Source organism: Ginsengibacter sp., assembly GCF_057362405.1.
Map to the genome: position 1 here is coordinate 1 of NZ_JBMQQG010000139.1, position 19525 is coordinate 19525.

General features: G+C 37.2%; 20 protein-coding genes. 10 read left to right on the forward strand and 10 right to left on the reverse strand.

Going from position 1 to position 19525, the window contains the following annotated elements:
* The coding region (locus ACO1O5_RS11245) for an HAD-IIIA family hydrolase (protein ID WP_486270224.1) at nucleotides 1-1317 on the forward strand (1317 nt) is incomplete at its 5' end.
* A 68-nt stretch (nucleotides 1318-1385) separates the two neighbouring features.
* Complete coding sequence (locus ACO1O5_RS11250) at nucleotides 1386-2387, forward strand: hypothetical protein (RefSeq protein WP_486270226.1); 1002 nt, start codon at nucleotides 1386-1388, stop codon at nucleotides 2385-2387.
* Between the two features lie 3 nt (nucleotides 2388-2390).
* Here the strand turns inward: ACO1O5_RS11250 and ACO1O5_RS11255 are convergent, their stop codons facing one another.
* Both ACO1O5_RS11255 and lepA read right to left on the reverse strand, forming a co-directional pair.
* Complete coding sequence (locus ACO1O5_RS11255) at nucleotides 2391-2765, reverse strand: hypothetical protein (protein ID WP_486270228.1); 375 nt, start codon at nucleotides 2763-2765, stop codon at nucleotides 2391-2393.
* Nucleotides 2766-2792: 27 nt separating this feature from the next.
* Complete coding sequence (lepA, locus tag ACO1O5_RS11260; RefSeq protein ID WP_486270229.1) at nucleotides 2793-4583, reverse strand: translation elongation factor 4; 1791 nt, start codon at nucleotides 4581-4583, stop codon at nucleotides 2793-2795.
* A gap of 275 nt (nucleotides 4584-4858) precedes the next feature.
* On the opposite strand from lepA, the gene ACO1O5_RS11265 reads away from it, so the two are divergent.
* Complete coding sequence (locus ACO1O5_RS11265) at nucleotides 4859-5674, forward strand: class I SAM-dependent methyltransferase (protein ID WP_486270230.1); 816 nt, start codon at nucleotides 4859-4861, stop codon at nucleotides 5672-5674.
* 106 nt (nucleotides 5675-5780) lie between these two features.
* Here ACO1O5_RS11265 and ACO1O5_RS11270 read toward each other — a convergent pair whose 3' ends face one another.
* Nucleotides 5781-7013, reverse strand: a complete 1233-nt coding sequence (locus ACO1O5_RS11270; RefSeq protein ID WP_486270232.1) for an oligosaccharide flippase family protein — start codon at nucleotides 7011-7013, stop codon at nucleotides 5781-5783.
* Between the two features lie 184 nt (nucleotides 7014-7197).
* Between ACO1O5_RS11270 and ACO1O5_RS11275 the strand changes: the two genes are divergently transcribed.
* The gene (locus tag ACO1O5_RS11275) at nucleotides 7198-8202 is read left to right on the forward strand and encodes an ion channel (protein WP_486270234.1); all 1005 of its coding nucleotides are present in this window, start codon (nucleotides 7198-7200) and stop codon (nucleotides 8200-8202) included.
* Nucleotides 8203-8255: 53 nt separating this feature from the next.
* On the opposite strand, the gene ACO1O5_RS11280 is transcribed toward ACO1O5_RS11275, so the two are convergent.
* The 5 genes from ACO1O5_RS11280 to ACO1O5_RS11300 form a co-directional block, all read right to left on the reverse strand.
* Nucleotides 8256-8582, reverse strand: coding sequence for a hypothetical protein (locus ACO1O5_RS11280; RefSeq protein ID WP_486270236.1), 327 nt, complete (start codon nucleotides 8580-8582; stop codon nucleotides 8256-8258).
* A gap of 110 nt (nucleotides 8583-8692) precedes the next feature.
* Complete coding sequence (tpiA, locus tag ACO1O5_RS11285) at nucleotides 8693-9454, reverse strand: triose-phosphate isomerase (protein ID WP_486270238.1); 762 nt, start codon at nucleotides 9452-9454, stop codon at nucleotides 8693-8695.
* Nucleotides 9451-10503 (reverse strand): putative sugar nucleotidyl transferase, encoded by a 1053-nt coding sequence (locus ACO1O5_RS11290; protein ID WP_486270240.1) that lies wholly within the window; start codon nucleotides 10501-10503, stop codon nucleotides 9451-9453. The genes tpiA and ACO1O5_RS11290 overlap by 4 nt, the downstream gene beginning before the upstream one ends.
* An 80-nt stretch (nucleotides 10504-10583) precedes the next feature.
* Nucleotides 10584-10838: a type B 50S ribosomal protein L31 gene (locus ACO1O5_RS11295; RefSeq protein ID WP_486270241.1), complete on the reverse strand. Its 255-nt coding sequence runs from the start codon at nucleotides 10836-10838 to the stop codon at nucleotides 10584-10586.
* A gap of 99 nt (nucleotides 10839-10937) precedes the next feature.
* A complete protein-coding gene (locus tag ACO1O5_RS11300) occupies nucleotides 10938-11429 on the reverse strand; it encodes a YajQ family cyclic di-GMP-binding protein (RefSeq protein WP_486270243.1) in 492 nt (163 codons plus the stop codon).
* Nucleotides 11430-11592: 163 nt separating this feature from the next.
* Between ACO1O5_RS11300 and ACO1O5_RS11305 the strand changes: the two genes are divergently transcribed.
* Entirely contained in the window at nucleotides 11593-12282 is a 690-nt protein-coding gene (locus ACO1O5_RS11305) for a helix-turn-helix transcriptional regulator (RefSeq protein ID WP_486270245.1), read from the forward strand.
* 84 nt (nucleotides 12283-12366) lie between these two features.
* Nucleotides 12367-12864 (forward strand): DinB family protein, encoded by a 498-nt coding sequence (locus ACO1O5_RS11310; protein WP_486270247.1) that lies wholly within the window; start codon nucleotides 12367-12369, stop codon nucleotides 12862-12864.
* 64 nt (nucleotides 12865-12928) lie between these two features.
* On the opposite strand, the gene ACO1O5_RS11315 is transcribed toward ACO1O5_RS11310, so the two are convergent.
* Nucleotides 12929-14044, reverse strand: coding sequence for an AI-2E family transporter (locus tag ACO1O5_RS11315; protein ID WP_486270249.1), 1116 nt, complete (start codon nucleotides 14042-14044; stop codon nucleotides 12929-12931).
* Nucleotides 14045-14298: 254 nt separating this feature from the next.
* On the opposite strand from ACO1O5_RS11315, the gene ACO1O5_RS11320 reads away from it, so the two are divergent.
* The 3 genes from ACO1O5_RS11320 to ACO1O5_RS11330 all read left to right on the forward strand — a co-directional run bounded on the left by ACO1O5_RS11320 (nucleotide 14299) and on the right by ACO1O5_RS11330 (nucleotide 17538).
* Nucleotides 14299-14871, forward strand: a complete 573-nt coding sequence (locus ACO1O5_RS11320; RefSeq protein WP_486270250.1) for an RNA polymerase sigma factor — start codon at nucleotides 14299-14301, stop codon at nucleotides 14869-14871.
* Nucleotides 14859-16169 (forward strand): outer membrane beta-barrel protein, encoded by a 1311-nt coding sequence (locus ACO1O5_RS11325; protein ID WP_486270252.1) that lies wholly within the window; start codon nucleotides 14859-14861, stop codon nucleotides 16167-16169. The genes ACO1O5_RS11320 and ACO1O5_RS11325 overlap by 13 nt, the downstream gene beginning before the upstream one ends.
* A gap of 124 nt (nucleotides 16170-16293) precedes the next feature.
* On the forward strand, nucleotides 16294-17538 hold the full coding sequence (locus ACO1O5_RS11330) for a lactonase family protein (protein ID WP_486270253.1): 1245 nt from the start codon (nucleotides 16294-16296) through the stop codon (nucleotides 17536-17538).
* Nucleotides 17539-17624: 86 nt separating this feature from the next.
* Here the strand turns inward: ACO1O5_RS11330 and ACO1O5_RS11335 are convergent, their stop codons facing one another.
* On the reverse strand, nucleotides 17625-18323 hold the full coding sequence (locus tag ACO1O5_RS11335; protein WP_486270255.1) for a C40 family peptidase: 699 nt from the start codon (nucleotides 18321-18323) through the stop codon (nucleotides 17625-17627).
* 305 nt (nucleotides 18324-18628) lie between these two features.
* Here ACO1O5_RS11335 and ACO1O5_RS11340 point away from each other — a divergent pair.
* Nucleotides 18629-19525, forward strand: an 897-nt coding sequence (locus ACO1O5_RS11340) for a PHP domain-containing protein (RefSeq protein WP_486270257.1), incomplete at its 3' end; no start/stop codon positions are given.

Genomic DNA, 19525 nt, shown 5'->3' on the forward strand with positions numbered 1-19525 from the left:
CAGAAACTAATGATTAAGCAAGCTATTATCTTGGCAGGCGGACTTGGCACAAGACTTCGTTCCGTAGTCTCTGACGTTCCGAAATGCATGGCACCAGTTGCCGGAAATCCCTTCCTGCACTACGTTATAGCTCATCTTCAACATAATGGCATTGAAAGTTTCATTTTTTCGGTAGGCTACAAAAGTGACAGTATTACAAGTTTTATAGCGAACAATTATGCAGGCACAGACTTTCAATTCTCAGTAGAAAAAGAACCTTTAGGCACAGGTGGCGCAGTAAAATTGGCTTTACAAAAAACTGCTGAAAAAAATATACTGGTGTGCAACGGCGACACCTTATTTAAGGTGGACATAAGTGAACTGGATAATTTCCATGTGCAACACAATTCAGATTGTACTTTGTGTTTGAAACCAATGAAGAATTTTGACAGGTATGGTGTTGTTGAACTAAATGAAATTAATTTAATAGTATCATTTAACGAAAAACAATTTTATGAAACAGGCTTAATTAACGGTGGCGTGTATGCGCTAAATACAGAATCTTTTTTAAACAATAATCTTGCCGATAAATTTTCTTTTGAGAAAGATTATTTAGAAAAATTTGTAGGCAAAAGCAGGATGTTCGGCTTAATCCAGGATGAATATTTTATTGACATTGGTATTCCGGAAGATTATGAAAGAGCACAGAGAGAATTTAGTTCAGAAGAAGCCTCACCCCAACCCCTCTCCGATGGAGAGGGAACTGAATTAGAGAATTATCCAAATGTATCTCGTCTAAAAAAGATAGATAAAACATGGACCTTATTTCTTGATCGTGACGGTGTTATTAATGATGAAAAGCATGAAGATTATATTCATAAATGGGAAGAATTTAAATTTTATGATGGCGTGAAAGATGCGCTCAAAATTTTTTCAGAAAAATTTGGAAAGATATTTATTGTAACAAACCAACGTGGTGTTGCAAAAGGGCTTACAAAACTGGAGGATCTCGATTTGATTCACAAAAACATGGTGCAGGAATTTGAAAAAGCCGGCGGACGAATTGATAAAATATATTATTCAGTAGATTTTGAAACCGAAAGTCCCAACAGGAAACCCAATCCCGGTATGGGTTTGCAGGCACAGAAGGATTTCCCCGAGATTAATTTCTCCAAAAGTATTATGATTGGAAACACTTTAAGCGATATGAAGTTTGGCAGAAATCTAAATATCGGCATTAATATCTTTTTACCGACTACAAGGAAAGAAGTTGCTTTAACACATCCCGATATTGACCTGGTATATAACGATCTGATATCTGTTGCGAGGGCATTATAGCTTAGTTAAATTTTGCCGCTTAACAATATAATCGGGCAAATTCTGTTTCCTTTGTTTAAACTTTTTTGATGAAGAAATTGAGTCTTTTTGTTTTTGCTTTTTTATTAGTCGGTAGTGCCTGTTTTGCACAGATCAACAACTCAGAAAGAAACCAGCTGCATAAAAAAGAGGATTCTCTTAAATCATTTGCCCTGCAAATAATCCAGGGAAGAACCGCCGCGGTAAGATTTGCGGCCGACAGCCAGTTCACTAAAATGTTTGTTCGTGCCTTAAAAATTAAGAATTCATTCTATTACCCTTTTGATTCTTTAATCACGATTTCGAAGCTGGTGCCCGAAGACAGCTCATTTAAAATATTTACCTGGCAAATGGTGATTAATGAGAATTTAACAAGGCAACATGGTGCTATTCAAATGAGAACTGAAGATGGTTCGTTAAAACTGTTTCCGCTTATTGATAAATCGGATGTGACAATAAATGAAGAAGATACTATTGGCAATAATTTCGGATGGATGGGTGCAGTCTATTATAAGATCATTGAAAAACATGCCTTCGGAAAAAATTATTACACCCTGCTGGGCTATATTGAGAATACGATCAGCAGTAATAAAAAAGTGATTGAAATTCTTACGTTCAATGATGGTCAGCCTGTATTTGGCGGATCATGTTTTAGCTTCCAGGACAACAGTGTTATAAAAAAATCCAGGGCAAGGTATATAATGGAATATAAGAAAAATGCAAGCCCGCGTTTAACCTACGACCCTGACCAGGACATGATTATTTATGAGCATTTGATTTCAGAATCGGGCGAGCCGCAGAAAAAATATACCTACATACCTGACGGCGATTATGAAGGACTTACCTGGAGAGATGGTAAATGGGTCCACATACAAAAAGTATTCACGCAAAAAACGCCGGAAGGACAGGAACCTTTGCCACAGCCAGTCTTAGATGCACAGGGCAATATAGACGAAACGAAATTAAGTAGCAGGAGACCTGAAAATACAGAAGAAGATAACGACAGTATACCACCATCGAAGCCAGTGAAAGATTTGAAAAAAGATAAGTGATCTTTAGGCGTCGATTAAGAAAGTTCCGAGGTCAACAATTTCTCCTTCTTTCATTTTGAATTCTTCAATGTCCCTCAGATCGAGGTTCTTCATTACCCTGCTTTTAAAAATTTCTTTTTTATTTTTATATACTACAAAATAAAAATCGGGTTTCTCATCGAGCTTTGCAAAGCCTTTAAAATGGCGTTCTGTTATAATAAATGTTGCACGTCCATCTGCATCAGGCGAACTCTCACCTAAAAAATCATCATTAAAAATATCTTTATCAAAAAGCCGGACCGAATAATCTTTACTGGTAATGGGTTCATCAGTTCCTTTCGCAATTAAAAGGACTCTCACCTCAATATTCATTTCATCGTTCAGTGACAATCGTGACATAGCATTTAATTTTAGTTTACAAATATTTTATTCATCCAATTTAAGAACGGCCAAAAATGCTTCTTGCGGAACTTCTACATTACCTATTTGTTTCATTCTTTTCTTACCTTCCTTTTGTTTCTCCAAGAGTTTTCTTTTTCGGCTAATATCACCGCCATAACACTTCGCTGTTACATCTTTGCGCATAGCACTTATATTTTCACGGGCAACAATTTTAGCGCCGATAGCGGCCTGTATAGCAATTTGAAATTGTTGACGAGGCACCAGTTCTTTTAATTTTTCGCAAAGTTTTCTTCCAAAATCCTGCGAACGTATACGATGAATTAATGAACTCAATGCATCGACTTTCTCCCCATTTAATAAAATATCCATCTTTACAATATCACTTTCGCGATAACCAATGGGATGATAATCAAATGACGCATATCCCCTGGTAACACTCTTAAGCCTGTCGTAAAAATCAAAAACAATCTCTGTAAGCGGCATCTCAAAAGTAAGCTCAACACGGGTTGGCGTTAAATAACCCTGGTTGATAAGAAGTCCGCGCTTGCCAATACAAAGCGTCATAATATTTCCAATATACTCCGGCTTTGTTATAATCTGCGCTTTTATAAACGGCTCTTCGATTTTTTCAATCCGGCTGGGGTCAGGCATCTGTGTCGGGTTATTTACGATAATTTTATCGCCTTTGGTTGTGTAGGCAATAAAACTTACGTTGGGCACAGTTGTAATTACCGTTTGATTATACTCCCTTTCAAGGCGCTCCTGTATAATTTCCATGTGCAACATACCTAGAAAGCCGCATCTGAAACCAAAACCTAAAGCCTGTGACGTTTCCAACTCAAACGTTAGTGAGGCATCATTCAACTGCAACTTTTCCATGCAGTCTCTTAACTCCTCAAATTCATCAGTATTAACCGGGAAGATTCCCGCAAATACCATTGGTTTAACCTCTTCGAAACCTTTGATAGATTCTTTACATGGATTAACTGTTGTTGTAATTGTATCGCCCACTTTTACTTCTTTAGCATTTTTAATGCCTGTAATAATGTAACCGACGTCCCCGGCTTTTACCTCCTGCCTTGGCGACAAGCCAATCTTTAAAATGCCTACTTCATCGGCCCCATATTCTTTGCCGGTATTAGAAAATTTAATCTTATCGCCTTTTTTGAGCACACCATTGAAAACCCGGTAATAAACAATAATTCCGCGGAAACTATTGAAAACACTGTCGAATATTAACGCCTGCAGCGGCGCATCATAAGCTCCTTTCGGAGCAGGAATGCGATTAATGATGGCCGTTAGTATTTCTTCGATGCCGATACCCGTTTTGGCGCTGGCATGTAAAATATCTTCATGTTTGCATCCCGTCAATTCTATTATCTGGTCCTCAACTTCAGGAATCATGGCGCCGTCCATATCAATTTTATTAATAACGGGAATTATCTCAAGGTCATTGTCAATAGCCAGGTATAAGTTTGAAATTGTTTGCGCCTGTATGCCTTGCGTAGCATCTACCAACAACAAAGCTCCTTCGCACGCAGCCAACGCCCTGCTCACTTCATAGCTAAAGTCAACATGGCCGGGCGTATCGATGAGATTCAGCACATACTCAGTTCCACGGAATGGATAGTTTATTTGAATGGCATGGCTTTTTATGGTAATACCTTTCTCTCTTTCCAGGTCCATATCATCCAAAACCTGGGCCTGCATTTCACGATCGGTGATTGTATGCGTAAATTCCAACAAGCGGTCGGCAAGGGTGCTTTTCCCATGGTCAATATGTGCAATAATGCAAAAATTTCTTATGTTCTTCATTTTTTGGAAAGATAATTTAAAAACGCTGCAAAGGTAATGAAACGGCATTGATGAATGGGCATGATAAATGGTTTCCGTTAGTTGTTTGTAGCAAAATGAAATAACAAATATTATTAAAGTTTATATCTCCAGCTGATCACTACCGGTTCCAGCTGAAATATTGACGTTGATTAGCATTTAAGGTCGAATAGGGAGCCAACATATTTTTTGAGGCATCTCACTTTTTAAGCTAATTTCAATAATTATCAATCACTAGTTAATAATTGGGCAGGTTTATGACCGATAATCTAAAAAAGTATATTACACATGGATATAGAAACGTCGAAGGGTTTTTTTCATATTTGGCACTAAAAACTATTGTAAAACTATCGGAAATCCAGAGTCAGAATAAAATTACTGGTGCTGTTTGCGAAATTGGGGTTCATCACGGACGTTCATTTATTTTACTTCATTTGCTTACCAACGGGCATGAAAAGTCCGTTGCGTATGATCTATTTGAGATGCAAGACCAAAATGTTGATAAATCCGGTGAGGGTGATAAAGAAAAATTGCTTTCCAATCTGAATAAACATAAATGTGATTTACCCAGAATTAATGTCATTCTCAAGAATTCTTTATCTCTTGCGCCCGAACAAGTATTAAAGGATGCTAATGGTACAATAAAAATTTTCTCAATTGATGGCGGGCACACAGCCGAAATAGTTTATCACGATTTAGAAGTAGCTGAAAATACAATTTCTAATGGCGGAATAATAATTGTCGACGACGTTTTCGAGGATCAGTGGCCTGGAGTATCGGAAGGAACGTGCAAATATTTATTAGGCGGCAACTCAAAACTAATTCCCGTTGCGGTATTTGACAATAAAGTGGCTTTCACAAATATGCAGCATATGAAAGAAATATATCAGGCAGGGTTAAGAACACTGGCGCCAGAATTCATATTTAAGGAATCGAAATATTTTGGCACCGAAATACTGGTGCTATGGAACTCGCCTAACCGCATAATTGATACAATGCGTAAAACGAAATTATGGCAACTAACTAAGGACAATAAATTGGGCAACTCTATCCGTAAGATTATTAAGTCATAATGATTGCGACCTTTTATTTAATGCAAAGCAGCCGGCAACCTTGGCCTTTCAGGAAGATAAGCCTTGGGAAAGCCAGCAATTAGGCAGAAAATAATAGCTTCATCATTTAGTTTGTGTCGTTGTCGGTTAATTTCAATACATATCTTAATAGCAGCAAATTCATTAAAATTCCAACGACCGTAAGAATTAATAGCATTACAAACAGATCGTTCAAAAGCACTCCCACAATTACTGCCAGGGCCCGGAATATTAATAGCAGGAAGTTCCAGTTAAGTTCAAATTTTAATTTTTGCTTAATATCCAGCATAAACCCGACGGGCCCAATTAGAATTTGAAAAAAAAACCATAATGCTATATACTGTGCCATTTTACCTGCCGCCAACCACTTTACCCCGAACACAAAACCAAAAATTGATTGTCCAAAAAACAAAAAAAGGATGGCTGGAATGATTCCTAGCAGGAACCCGAACCAAACAATCTTTTTTGAGTAAATTCTTAAAGCGAGATTATCAAGGAGGCTGGCTTGTTGCAGATAAATTTGAGAAATGGCAGTGGAATATATCCCGCCAGGAATGCTTAAGACTCTTGAAGCCAATGTGTAATAACCCGCATTGAAATCACCAAAAAAATATTTAATAAAAATTACGATGCTGTTATTTGAAATACTATTAACCAGGGAAGACAGTACCCCATATTTTGGGAATTGATTATAACGGCGAATATACTTTAACACTATAGATCTTTTAATCAATTTAATATTGAGATGCTTGAAAGAAAAAACCAAATACAACGTGCTTATCACTTGCCCTAAAACGAAGCCCATTATCAATCCAAAATGCCATTTAAAAAAAAATATAAAAATTAATGATAGTATCGGCGTCGAAGCAGCCTGGACGACTCTGGAGACATTTAGTCTTTTGTACTCTTTTTTCCGGTTAAACCAGGCACTCAGCGCTTGTCCTACACCGTAAGTTATCAAAACCAATGCTGTTAAAACATACAATGAATTATAAAACCCAAGGACGATCAAAAATATGCTAATCAATAAAATGATGATTGAAAAATAGAATGATATCAAGAACACGGAATGCACTATTTCCAGTGCATCTTGATCTTCTTTTGGAAAAAAGATCGCTACATCCAGTTTTAATGTATTGATTTCCGTAAGTATTAAAATGGTTGCTGTGAAAACACCAAGGGAAGCATAATCAACAGGTAGGTAAAATCTTGGCAGTATTATTGAAAATATAAAATTTAATACCTTCACTAAAACCAGTCCTGAAAACAATTTCAGGAATCCTCGGTAAAAAGAGGGGATAGTATTTTTCTCATTACTCATTGGTCTAAATTACAATCTTAATTGGAGAGGCATATTTCTGAAGAAATAAATAAGGATTTAAAATTGCGGGCTTCTTTTGTTTAACAATGGTGCTGCATTATTAAAATTGCTTTTTTACCTTTTAGAACTTAATTTTCAATAGTAGGATTTTTACACTATTTAAAAACATTTTTTTCAAAATATTATGGCGAGAATTCCTAAAATAAATTCAGGTGCAAAGCCAGAAATTAATACAGGCTTTGGCATTAACGCAAACAACTATGGAGGCAGGTTCATCAATAAGAACGGCAGGGCTAATATTGAAAAAAAAGGAATCAGTTTCTTAGAAAAGATAAGCTGGTATCACACCATGTTATTGCTTCCGAGGTGGAAATTTTTTTTAATTATTGTTCTTTTTTATGTCTGCATAAATTTAATTTTTGCAACCATCTATTTTCTAATCGGTGTACAAAGCCTCGGTGAAATTCCTTCACCTTCCACGCTCACCAACTTTGCAGAATCATTTTTCTTTAGCACGCAGACTTTTACTACAGTTGGCTATGGACGTATTAGTCCCATCGGATTTTTATCCAGCTCTGTTGCTGCGTTTGAAGCGCTTTTAGGATTATTAAGTTTTGCGTTAGCAACAGGCCTGTTATATGGAAGATTTTCAAAACCAGTTGCGTATCTGCGCTTTAGCCACAATGCATTAATTGCCCCTTATAAAGAAACGAATGCCTTAATGTTTAGACTCGTTCCTTTTAAGAACACCAACCTGGTAGACGCCGTAGTAAATGTTACATTAGGAATGACGCTGGAAGAAAATGGCGTGAAGGTTAACCGGTTCTACCAGCTTGATCTTGAATTCAGCACAGTAAATGCACTCACCTTAAGCTGGACGGTTGTACACCCGATTAACGCAAAAAGCCCGCTTTATAATTTTACTAAAACCGACTTTGAAAATATGACGGGAGAAGTGGTGGTATCTTTAAGAGCTTTTGATGATATGTTTTCAAATATTGTTGTTGCAAGAACATCTTATGTATTTGGTGAAATATATTATGGGGGAAAGTTTGAACCTATGTTTGAACGGAATCATTCCGGAGAAAAAACCGTAATATATATTGACAAACTAAATTCATTTAAACCTGCTGATTTGAACTCGGCAGCTACGGGAGAGGAAATTCCTATTGATGAAATAATAATATAAAAAAAGCATCCCTGTTAATGGAATGCTTTTTTCAATTTTGAGGTTGATGTTGATTATTTAGTAGTTTTTGTTTTTGTCGCAGTAGTTTTTGTTGTGGTTGTTTTATTTGCCTTATATCTCATGTCGGCTGTACCATCTTTTTTAACAGGGCCGGTTGGTTTAGCTTTCGCTGCTACCTTGTTTTCCTTGTATCTCATATCGGCAGTGCCATCTTTCTTTAATTTTGTTTTTGTAGTTGTGGCGGTAGTGGTCGCTGTTTCTTTTGCTTTTACGGTTGTTGTTTTAGTTGTTTTTTTTGCATCAGGTTTTGTTTGTGCATTTACGTTGGTGAACCCCAGTGTTGCCACGAGACAAAACAAAGCAATCATAATTTTTTTCATAAATGTTTTTTTTAAATTGAAACCCAAATTAATAATTTGACGACAAGTTTAAACACAAACTATTGTTATTAAAAGCAAGATTTAATAATTTGACAATCCCATGATGCGTGCTACTTTAAGCTCTTAATAATAGCCGTAAAGTCTGCTATTATCAAAGACGCTCCGCCCACCAATCCGCCATCAACGTCGGGCTTTTCAAATATCTCTTTGGCATTACTAGGTTTCACACTTCCTCCATATAAAATTGAAATGTTTTCTGCCACCGTGTCGCCATATTTTTCTTCAAATATTCCGCGGATGTGCGCCTGCATATCCTGCGCTTGTTGAGAAGAGGCGGTTTTACCGGTACCTATTGCCCAGATTGGTTCGTAGGCCACCACAAAATTTTGCAGTTGTGTTTCATTAAGGTGAAAAAGGCCTTCTTTTATTTGGGTTTCAACATACTCATTTTGTGTTTCAGCTTCCCTTATTTGCAAAGGTTCCCCGCAGCAAAAAATTGGTTTTAGATTATTGGTCAAACAGATATCGACTTTTTGCGCCAGCATCTTATTATCCTCACCAAAAATTTCGCGTCGTTCGCTATGGCCGATAATTACATAATCAACTCCTATCGATTGCAGCATTGGTGCACTTATTTCCCCGGTAAAGGCGCCTGAAGATTGTGTATAGCAGTTTTGTGCCGCAATCTTAAAACCCGGTGAGTTTTTTAGCTTTTCCTTCGCCATCATAAGGTAGGGAAATGGAACGGCTAAAACTACCTCACGGTCGCGGGTAATCGATAAATTTTCTTCTATAAGTCCATCTATTAATTCATTTGCCTGTTCAAGAGTACAATTCATTTTCCAGTTGGCTGCTGCAATTTGTTTTCTCATTGTTTATGTTTTGTTTGATAAATTTTTTTAAGTGATTCTATCTCCTGTTCTGTAATCTCGAGCCCTTTCATTTTTTTCCAGTTATTAGCATCTGATATGGCTTTTTCAAAAATATAATCTTCATTGCCCCATGTAAAGTCATCAATAAATTTTGACGAAAAGACATTTCCAAAAACATTACAACTTACACCCACAACAGTACCGGTATTAAATGAAGTGTTAATGGCGCAACGACTATAGTCGCCCATGAGCAAGCCACATTTATATCCTGCCGCCACAAAATCTTTCGTCTCTTTACTCCAAATTTTTACAATACCACCTGTATTTTTTAGGTTTGAGTTACTGGTACCGGCCCCCAGGTTACACCACGAACCTATTACAGAATCTCCCAAATATCCATCATGCGCCTTATTACTGTAGCTCATTAATATTGCATTCTTAATTTCCCCTGAAGCCAGGCTGTAAGGACCAATCGTTGTTCCACCGTATATTTTAGCGCCCATTTTTAGCCGGCTTCCTTCGCCCAATGAAAATGGACCGCGTATGAAGCAGCCTTCAAAGATTTCTGCATTCTTTCCAATATATATCGGGCCATCAGTTGCATTTAGAACCGAGTAACTTATGTTGGATCCTTCTTCAACAAAGATATTTTCAGCATGTATTAATTGATTTGTTGAAGGAATCTCTGCAGATTTTCTGCCTTTTGTTATCAATTCAAAATCCTGTTGTATTGCCCATGCATTGTATTCAAATATCTGCCAGGGATATTCCAATATTTTACAATCTTCAATTGAGGGGAAAGTATTTGTTTCTTTTTCAAGGCCATTTAAAAAATTTGTCGAGGGAATAACGTTGGCAGGTATTTTATTAAACGAGGAAATATCAGCATCGTGCGCAACTTCCGAGCTTACAAAAATTGCACCCGGGAAAATCAACTGCCATTTTTCAAAGATTGTGAGGATGCCAATTCTTATATGTGCCATCGATCTTACAGCACCAAAAGGATAAAGGCTTTCGTTGAAGGGAGCATCATCCAGCAAAATATTCATTCGCTAAACTACTTATTAATGAAGAGAGGATAAAATAAAAATCCCCCAATAGAGGGGGATAAAAAATCAAAACTAAATTATTATTTATCTCTTTTTTCGTAACGTCTTTTAAATTTGTCGATGCGGCCCGCCGTATCTACCAACACATTTTTACCCGTATAAAAAGGATGAGAAGTGTTTGAAATTTCAAGTTTAACCACAGGGTATTCTTTGCCATCTTCCCAGGTAACTGTTTCTTTGGATGACGCAGTTGAACGGCTCAGAAACATGTGGCCATTACTCATATCCTTAAAAACTACGAACTTGTAATTTGTTGGATGAATATCTTTTTTCATATTGTTTTGTTTTAACATGGCTGCCTCTAAACGAGTCTCCATGTATTTTTGAGTTTGCAAAGCTAACGAAATAAAAAATACCTGCAAAACTAAAATCGGCTAATTTTTCATATTTACATACTGGAAGGCCAGCCCGAGGTTCCATGATTTTGAAGCCTGGATAACTGCCTGTAAATCATCGATTTTCTTTGCAGTAATTCTAATGATATCGTCCATGATGGCCGCCTGCACCTTATACCTGGAATCTTTAATAAGCTTTACAATCTTCTTAGCATCTTCCTGCTTTATGCCGTTTCTAACCGGGATTTCTTTTTTGACTATTTTCCCGCTTTGGTAGGGCTCTTTACTTAAGTCATAAATCTCGGCGGCCAGGCCCTGTTTCATACTCTTGCTAATAAGCACATCTATTATCTGGCCGATTTTCATATCGCTCTCTCCTTCCAGGTTAAGCACAAAGTCCTTTTTATTTAGATCGATTACTACGTGATTTCCTTTAAAATCAAAGCGGTTTTTGATTTCTTTTTCAACTGTGTTTACAGCATTATCGAGTGTTTGTAAATCAACTTTACTTACGAGATCAAACGAAGGCATATCAACAAATTTTTTGGATTATATATCTACAAATATAAAAAATGATGACGATAAAGACAGATTGTTATATTACCGCCCCACAGCATCGTATGAAGAACAAAATTCATAACTTCAAAATCAGAAAGACGGCTGACTAAAAATATTTACAGAATCAATTTTAAACATGAACAGAATTGACCGGCTATTTGGGATATTGACTTTGTTACAATCAAAAAAATATGTAACAGCCGAGAAAATCGCTGACAAGTTCCAGATAAGCGTTAGAACAGTTTACAGGGATATTAAGGCACTTGGTGAACAAGGAATACCGGTGAGTTTCGAGCAACCTAAAGGCTATTTCATTGTGCAGGGATACTTTCTGCCTCCGATTGCATTTAATTCGGAAGAAGCCAATGCACTTTTATTGATGGAATCAATTGTATATGGCTTTGCTGATAAGTCGATTCAAACAAATTATAGCAGCGCTTTGAATAAGGTTAAAGCCGTTCTTCGAAATTCACAAAAAGAAAAATTGGAATTTCTCAATAATAATATCAAGCTGCAAGTGCCAACCTGTTTTGTAAATAATTATGAATATTTATCTGTTATTCAAAACACGATAACATCAAAAACTATTATTGAATTTGAATATAAGAACACTAAAAACGAAATCAGCAAAAGGCAGGCAGAACCTATTGGCCTGGTATTTTATGCGTTAAACTGGCACATGATAGCCTGGTGCAATATGAGAAAAGATTACCGCGATTTTAGAGTATCAAGAATTTTGCGAATAAAGGATACGGATATTCCTTTTAACAAAATAGATCACATCGAGCTCAGCGAGTACATGAAGCTTTTACCGGTAAATTATTAATCATTTTTTTTGAAGTTTGAAAACACGCTGCCATAGGGTTGTCAGCATGTAGTGTTTTCTTTGCTTAAATAAAAATTATAAATTATGTCACTGATTAAATTTTTTCTTAAGCAACTTGATGATGAAGCTAAGACAACCCGTAAAATGCTTTCTATTGTCCCGGATGATAAATATGACTGGCAACCTCATCCAAAAAGCATGACGCTACGCAGCCTGGCAACACACATTGCTGAATTGCCTTCATGGATTACGATGATCTTAAAAACCAGCGAACTTGATTTTGCCACCAGTCCTTATACGCCTCACATAATAAATAACACAAGAGAATTGATGGAATACTTTGAAGAAAAACTTGCCGATGGACGAACTCATCTTGAAGCGGCAAAAGAGGAGCAACTAGATGAAAGCTGGACGTTGCGTAATGGGAAGGACATTTACGATACGTCTCCTAAAAGTGAAGTTATAAGAATGACAATGAGCCAGATTATTCATCACAGGGCGCAATTGGGGGTGTATCTTCGTTTATTAGATGTGCCGATTCCCGGAAGTTATGGCCCGAGCGCAGATGACGCCAGTTTTTGATTATATATTTTGATAAGAGAAAGGCTCGATAAACGGGCCTTTTTTTACCTTCGATCAAAAACATTTAACTCCGTTGTGTTATTTTTTCTGACAAAGAAACTTTTGATCTCTTGCGTCGCATCCAAAGATGTCCTTTGTGATGAACAGGAATTTCATCTCCCAATATTTTGCCCCAGGGTTTCAATTCATCTACCCTATCAAAAATAATTTTGAGTACTGCGATAAATGGGATAGATAAAAACATACCCGAAAGACCCCAAACGGCCCCGCCCAGCAAAACAATTACGATTGATACAAGCGCATTAATTTTTACTTTGGAAGAAACGATACGTGGAACTAAAATATTATTGTCGATAAATTGAATTACCATGTAGGCTATTACTATTGCTACTTGTGTGGTGTACCCGTCTTTTGTAATAGTGGCAATAATTATTGGAAGCGCTATTGCGATAATACCTCCAATGTAAGGCAACACATTTAAGATAGCACCAATTACACCCAGTAATATCGCATACTGCACGCCGAGTATTAAAAGCGCAGCAGAATTTAATGCAGCTACAATGATCGCTTCCAACAGCAGGCCGATCATATAACTTTGTATGGCGTTTTTTGTTTGATCCAAAACGATACTCACTTGTTTGGAATGTTTTTCAGCAAAAATTTCATACAGAAAATTAAGAATAAGCGTCTTGTAAAATAATATCAGGAAGATATAAACCGGCAATAAAACAATTACACTTAACGTACCCAAAACGGTTCCCAGCGTTTGAGTCACTAAAGGTTTAAGATCGTTACCTGCCTCCGAAAGCAATTCCTTTTGCTTATTCAACGAAAGAGAATAATGATCCCTGAGCCAAAACTGAAATTGACCAAAAAGTTCCGAAAACTTTTGTTTCAACTCAGGCATATTTGTAGAAAATTTTGCCATTTGAGACGAAACAAAAATCATCACGCCTGCAACAAAGAGAAGTGCAACAACCAGCGAAATAATAATAGCAATTACTTTAGGAATTTTTTTCTGCTGTAATTTATTCGCCATCGGATTTAATAGAATTGCAATCATCAATGCAAATGCCAACGGGATCAATATTCCTTTTAGCACCCAAAAAACAAAAATTAAAAGGATGATACCGAAAAGAGCGACTGTTGATCTTAAATAAAATGGGTATTTTTTTTCCATATAATAATTTAGGGCAAACTTTCCTGATGTTAGCAAATAGCCGGCCGGGATTCATTAATTTTCGGCCTGTTCAATTTTTTTCCATTTTAGATTATTTAGAAAAACTGCAACCCTTTGCCCGCAAATACGTATAACAAAATAGATTCCGGAAACAAGCGATCATTCGAGAGTTTTGATATTCCATAAAACGACAATTAATATTAATTTTAAGAAAACTGTTTTCTAAGACAAATTTTCAACCCTTGAATTAAATTTTGGAGCGAACAACTACAATTATTAACGGTTGCAGGGCAAATGACCATAAATATCAAAAGATACTTTATGAAATGCACCATGCCTTTGCTTTAAAAATTGTTTTTAGGTATATATATAATTACGAGGAAGCGCTGGAAGTTACCAATGACGGATTTGTAAAATTTTTCTCACGCATTGACAAATTCAAATGTGAAAATGAAAACGATATTGACAAGATGCTGGCAGGATGGATAAAAAGGATAATGATTAACACATCTATTGATCTCTTACGAAAAAAGATGCTGCTGCCGGAGATTGGAGGTATTCCGAATTCAGTGTGGGACATTAAAGACAAAAGCACATCAGCCGATCAGATGACGATTTATAAAGACCTTATATTACTTGTAAAAAAACTACCACCGGCCTACCGGATTGTTTTCAACATGCAGGTTATCGACGGATACACGCATATTGAAATTGCAGAGACATTGGGGATTCCGGTTAACACCTCAAAATCAAACTTGTTAAGAGCAAAAGCCTTAATGAAGAAATACTTAAACGAAAAAGAAGAATTGACTGAATGCAGCATTTAGATGACGATATGGATGAGTTGTTTCAAAGAGCAGCGGAAAACTATCCCCTTAAAGATGGAAAGGGTGATTGGCAAAGTGTTGCAAAAAAACTTGCCGTTGCCGACGATTCCAAAGATGCTGTTGTTCCTGTAACAACAAAAAGAAATAAGAAAGGAATTGCGATTATTTTATTTCTGTGTATGCTTGTAGGTGGTTCGTTAATGTTTTACATTTTTACTCCGAATGTATCCGACAAGAAACTTGCGGGCAAGTCAACGGTAGAAAAGGGTAATACAACTTTGAACAAAAAGCCGGGTGATAATAACGCCGTTATACCTGGAAATGTAGATGAACCTGGTCCAAATCCTTCGGAAAAAATTATTCAAAATAAAAAAGGGAAACAACGATTTTCGGGTAGTCGTTCAACAAATATTATAGCGGGGACAACTGACGCTTTCGTTCGTTCTAACGTTTATGTTCAAAATTCAATTGAAATTAAATTGAAGAATAAGAGTTTGATTAAGACAGGTGGTAATGATTTTTTACCGGACAAAAAGTCAACCCAAGAACGCAGTTATGAAAGTGCCGAAAATTCAAAGACTGCCATTGAGGAAAATATTAGCGAGGTTAAGAAAGCAGGTGATTTGAAACAACCCGTCAATGCGAATGAGACTTCTGCGTCGTCAAAAAATGGTGATAAAAAAACGGCCCTGATACAGAGAAAGAAAGGCTTATATATCGGAGTAATTACTGGCTTTGATTTTAGTAAGGTTCAATCCGCCTCTTATGATAACTCAGGCTTCGATGCAGGTTTGCTTTTAGGATATAGAATTAACCACGCACTATCCTTTGAATCCGGAATTGTGTGGAACAAAAAGAATTATTTGAGTGAAGGCAAAAACTTTGACATGAATGAAATTCGTTCAACTATGCCTTCGGGGATGGTAATTAATAACCTGGAAAGCAATAGCTCCTTAATAGAGATACCATTAAAAGCCAGGTTTGATTTTATTCCCGGAAAACGTTCTAACATTTTTCTTACGGGCGGCGTATCGGCTTATATAATGACAAAGGAAAAGAATCAATATACCGCGACCGTGAATGGCGCAGTAGAAAAAGTTTCGGGCGTTTATAAGAAAGCTGATTATGGATTGCCTGCGGTAACTGGTTTTAGTTTGGGATATGAATATAATTTTTACAAATCACTTAATATAAGAATTGAACCATTTCTAAAAATTCCTCTGCAAGGTATGGGGGTTGGTAAACTACCAGTTACCAGCGCTGGTTTGCAAATTGGCATCACCAGCCATTTAAAGTAAGCAACATTGCACTGTTAAAAAAATTCTTTAAAAGAATAATGGCAGAGGTATGCATAGAACTTATTGATCATGTATAAAATAAAAAATAATCAACAATAATTTTTAATCACTCAAAACAAAAAAAATGAAAAAGTTTAATTTTTTAAAAACGTCGTTGGCAATAGCCATTGCTTTCACAATCGGATCGTGCAACAAAAAAACAGAAACGAATCTCACCACGCCGACAAACCCCACATCAGCAACTGAAGCGATGATGTCGGAAAACGGCGACAATCCTGATGAAGTAGCCATAACCGAAAATTCAGCGGCTATTAATTCTGAGTTAAATAGTCCCACACAAGCAGATAAAAACGGGGGTCATTTCCTTTATACAGAAAGTAACAATTCTGGTAACAATGAAATATTAGTTTATAAAATAAAAAGTAATGGAACGCTGGAATGGAAAGGTTCCGAAGTTTCTGGCGGGGCAGGAACCGGAAAAGGCCTGGGTTCCCAAGGAGCATTAGTGGTAGACAAAAATCACAATTGGTTATTTGCGGTAAATGCTGGCAGTAATTCTGTTTCTTCATTTAAAATCAATAGCGATGGCAGCCTCACACTCGCACATACAGCAAACTCAGGCGGCACCAGGCCAAACAGCGTTAGCGTTTACGGTAACCTGTTATATGTACTAAATCACGGAAGCGATAATATTCACGGCTTCAGAATTGGCGCCGGTGGTAGTTTAACAGATATTACAGGTTCAACGCAGACCTTAAGTTCAATAGCAGTAGACGCTCCTCAAATATCTTTTATCCCAGGTGGCAACTGGATAGTGGTAACAGAAAAAGCAACGAATGTTATTAGTACGTTTAAAGTTAAAAATAATGGCTCCGTAAGCCCTGGCATCTTTACGCCTTCTGTAGGTCAAACTCCTTTTGGGTTTGATTTTTCACGCGACCGCTACATGATCGTATCTAACGCTGTAGGAGGTGCCGCAGGTGCTGGCTCGTCAACTTCTTACATTGTCGGAAATAACGGTAAACCCAGGGACGTCAATGGAGCGATTCCAGACCACCAGACAGCTCCATGCTGGTTTGCCACAACGAAATATGGCAGGTTTGCATACACAACAAATACTGCCACCAACAATATTTCGTCTTATTATGTTGCGCCGTGGGGTGGCCTATATTTAGTGGAAAGTGAGGCTGCCAAAACTGATGCCGGCCCCCTGGATATTGTAGTGGCGGCTAACAACTATTATGTATACGAGTTAAATTCAAAAGCCAATACAATCGGCAGTTATCATAGAAAATTTTTCGGCGGGCTCGAACTAATCAATAGCACACCCGGCCTTCCGGCACCCGCCACAGGTCTTGCTACGTTTTAACACGAAAGAATAGAAACACAGAATGACCCTAAATTAAAAGGAGATTGACCAGGTCAATCTCCTTTTGATTTATACGTTTTATTAATCTAGTTTTCCTCCACGCGACCTCCGCAAATAAATCTTTTTGAATAATAATTATCATCGAGGCTGCTTATGGTAACCCCCTGGCTCGCCGACGCATGCACAAAATAATTGTTATCAAGATAAAGCCCCACGTGAGATACGCCACCATGAGTATTAAAGAAAACAAGATCTCCTTCCTGCAGATTACCTCTTTTTATATGTTGCGTGGCCTTGTATTGCTGACGTGCGGTACGCGGTACCACAAATCCATAAACGGCCAGCAATAAACTGCTCGTCAAAGCGCTGCAATCAATTCCATCTTTTGTACTGCCACCCATACGATAACGGGTACCGAACCAATCATCAATAAAGCCAAACAGCGATAGATTTTTTAAGGATTCAACTTCTACATTTAGCATCATTGCATATTTAAACTGTAGCCCGGTTAGTTTCTCTATTAAGGAACCTGACCCGTCTGACGCCTTCGTATCATTGCTTTTAACAACAACAGGTGCTTCATCAACCTTTATGCTTTTGCTGCCCCCACTTTCGGTAGTTTGCAAAATACCTTCCGGCGTAAACGAAATACCATCAATAAATTTGGGAGTAGAATACTCATCGGAAGGAGCACCCTGCGAAGCATTAATACTGGTTTGTGCAGCAGCGGGTAGCAACACCACCACTAATGCGGCAGCGATAAATAAAGATTTCAGCTTGTTCATTGGCCTGGGTTATTGGGGGTTCATTAACAAAAAAACATGTAAGACACAATTCCTGATTCTTTTACTCCCTGGTTATTGGATGTCCACAAATTGTGTAAAACAAATTTTATTCCAAACGAAATTTTTTACTATTTATTTCTCAAGCTGAACGAAGATAAGGTTCTAACTATAAAAACACAAAAAAATTTCTATAGCCGGTTCTTATAAAAATTTTAACAACATTAATGGACAATTACTGTGGGTAAATTGCAAAAAGACTCCGACCGCTTTTTACGATATTTGCCAATAAGATTTTTTGTTGAATTATGAAGTTTTCTCACCTCCATGTACACACGCAGTTTTCTTTGCTCGACGGCGCTGCTTCTATAAAAGCATTGTATAATAAAGCTGTTGCTGATGGAATGCCGGCGCTGGCTATTTCAGATCATGGAAATATGTTCGGCGTATTTGAATTTGTAAAACATGCACATACATTAAAGAATGATGACGGTTCTTTAAAAGTAAAGCCGATTGTAGGTTGCGAATTCTATATAACCGAGCACAGGCTTCAAAAACAATTCACCAAAGAACAGCGAGACCCGCGACACCACCAGATCTTGTTGGCAAAAAACAATATTGGCTACAAGAACCTGGTAAAACTCACATCGCTTGGATATGTAGAAGGAATGTATTCAAAATATCCAAGAATTGACAAGGAACTCATTCATAAATATCATGAAGGGTTAATCGCAACAACCTGCTGCCTTGGCGCTTTGGTACCGCAACTTATATTAAAGAAGGGCGAAGCAGAAGCAGAAAATGAATTTAAATGGTGGTTGAATATTTTTCAAAAAGATTATTACGTAGAGTTGCAACGACATGGGATTCCTGAACAGGAAAAGGTAAATAAGGTACTGTTAAAATTTGCAAAAAAATATAATGTCAACGTTATTGCAAGTAACGATTCTCACTATGTAGATGAAAAAGATTTTAATGCACACGATATCTTGCTATGCATTAATACAGGCGAAAAGCAGGCTACGCCGGCTATTAGAGAATTTACTGACGATGATGTGAGTATTAAGAATAAACGCTTTGCTTTTCCTAATAACCAGTTTTATCTCAAGAATACTGCAGAGATGAGCACCGCTTTTGATGATCTTAAACAAGCGTTGGATAACACGAATGAAATTGTTGATAAGGTTGAAGTACTTGATCTCAAA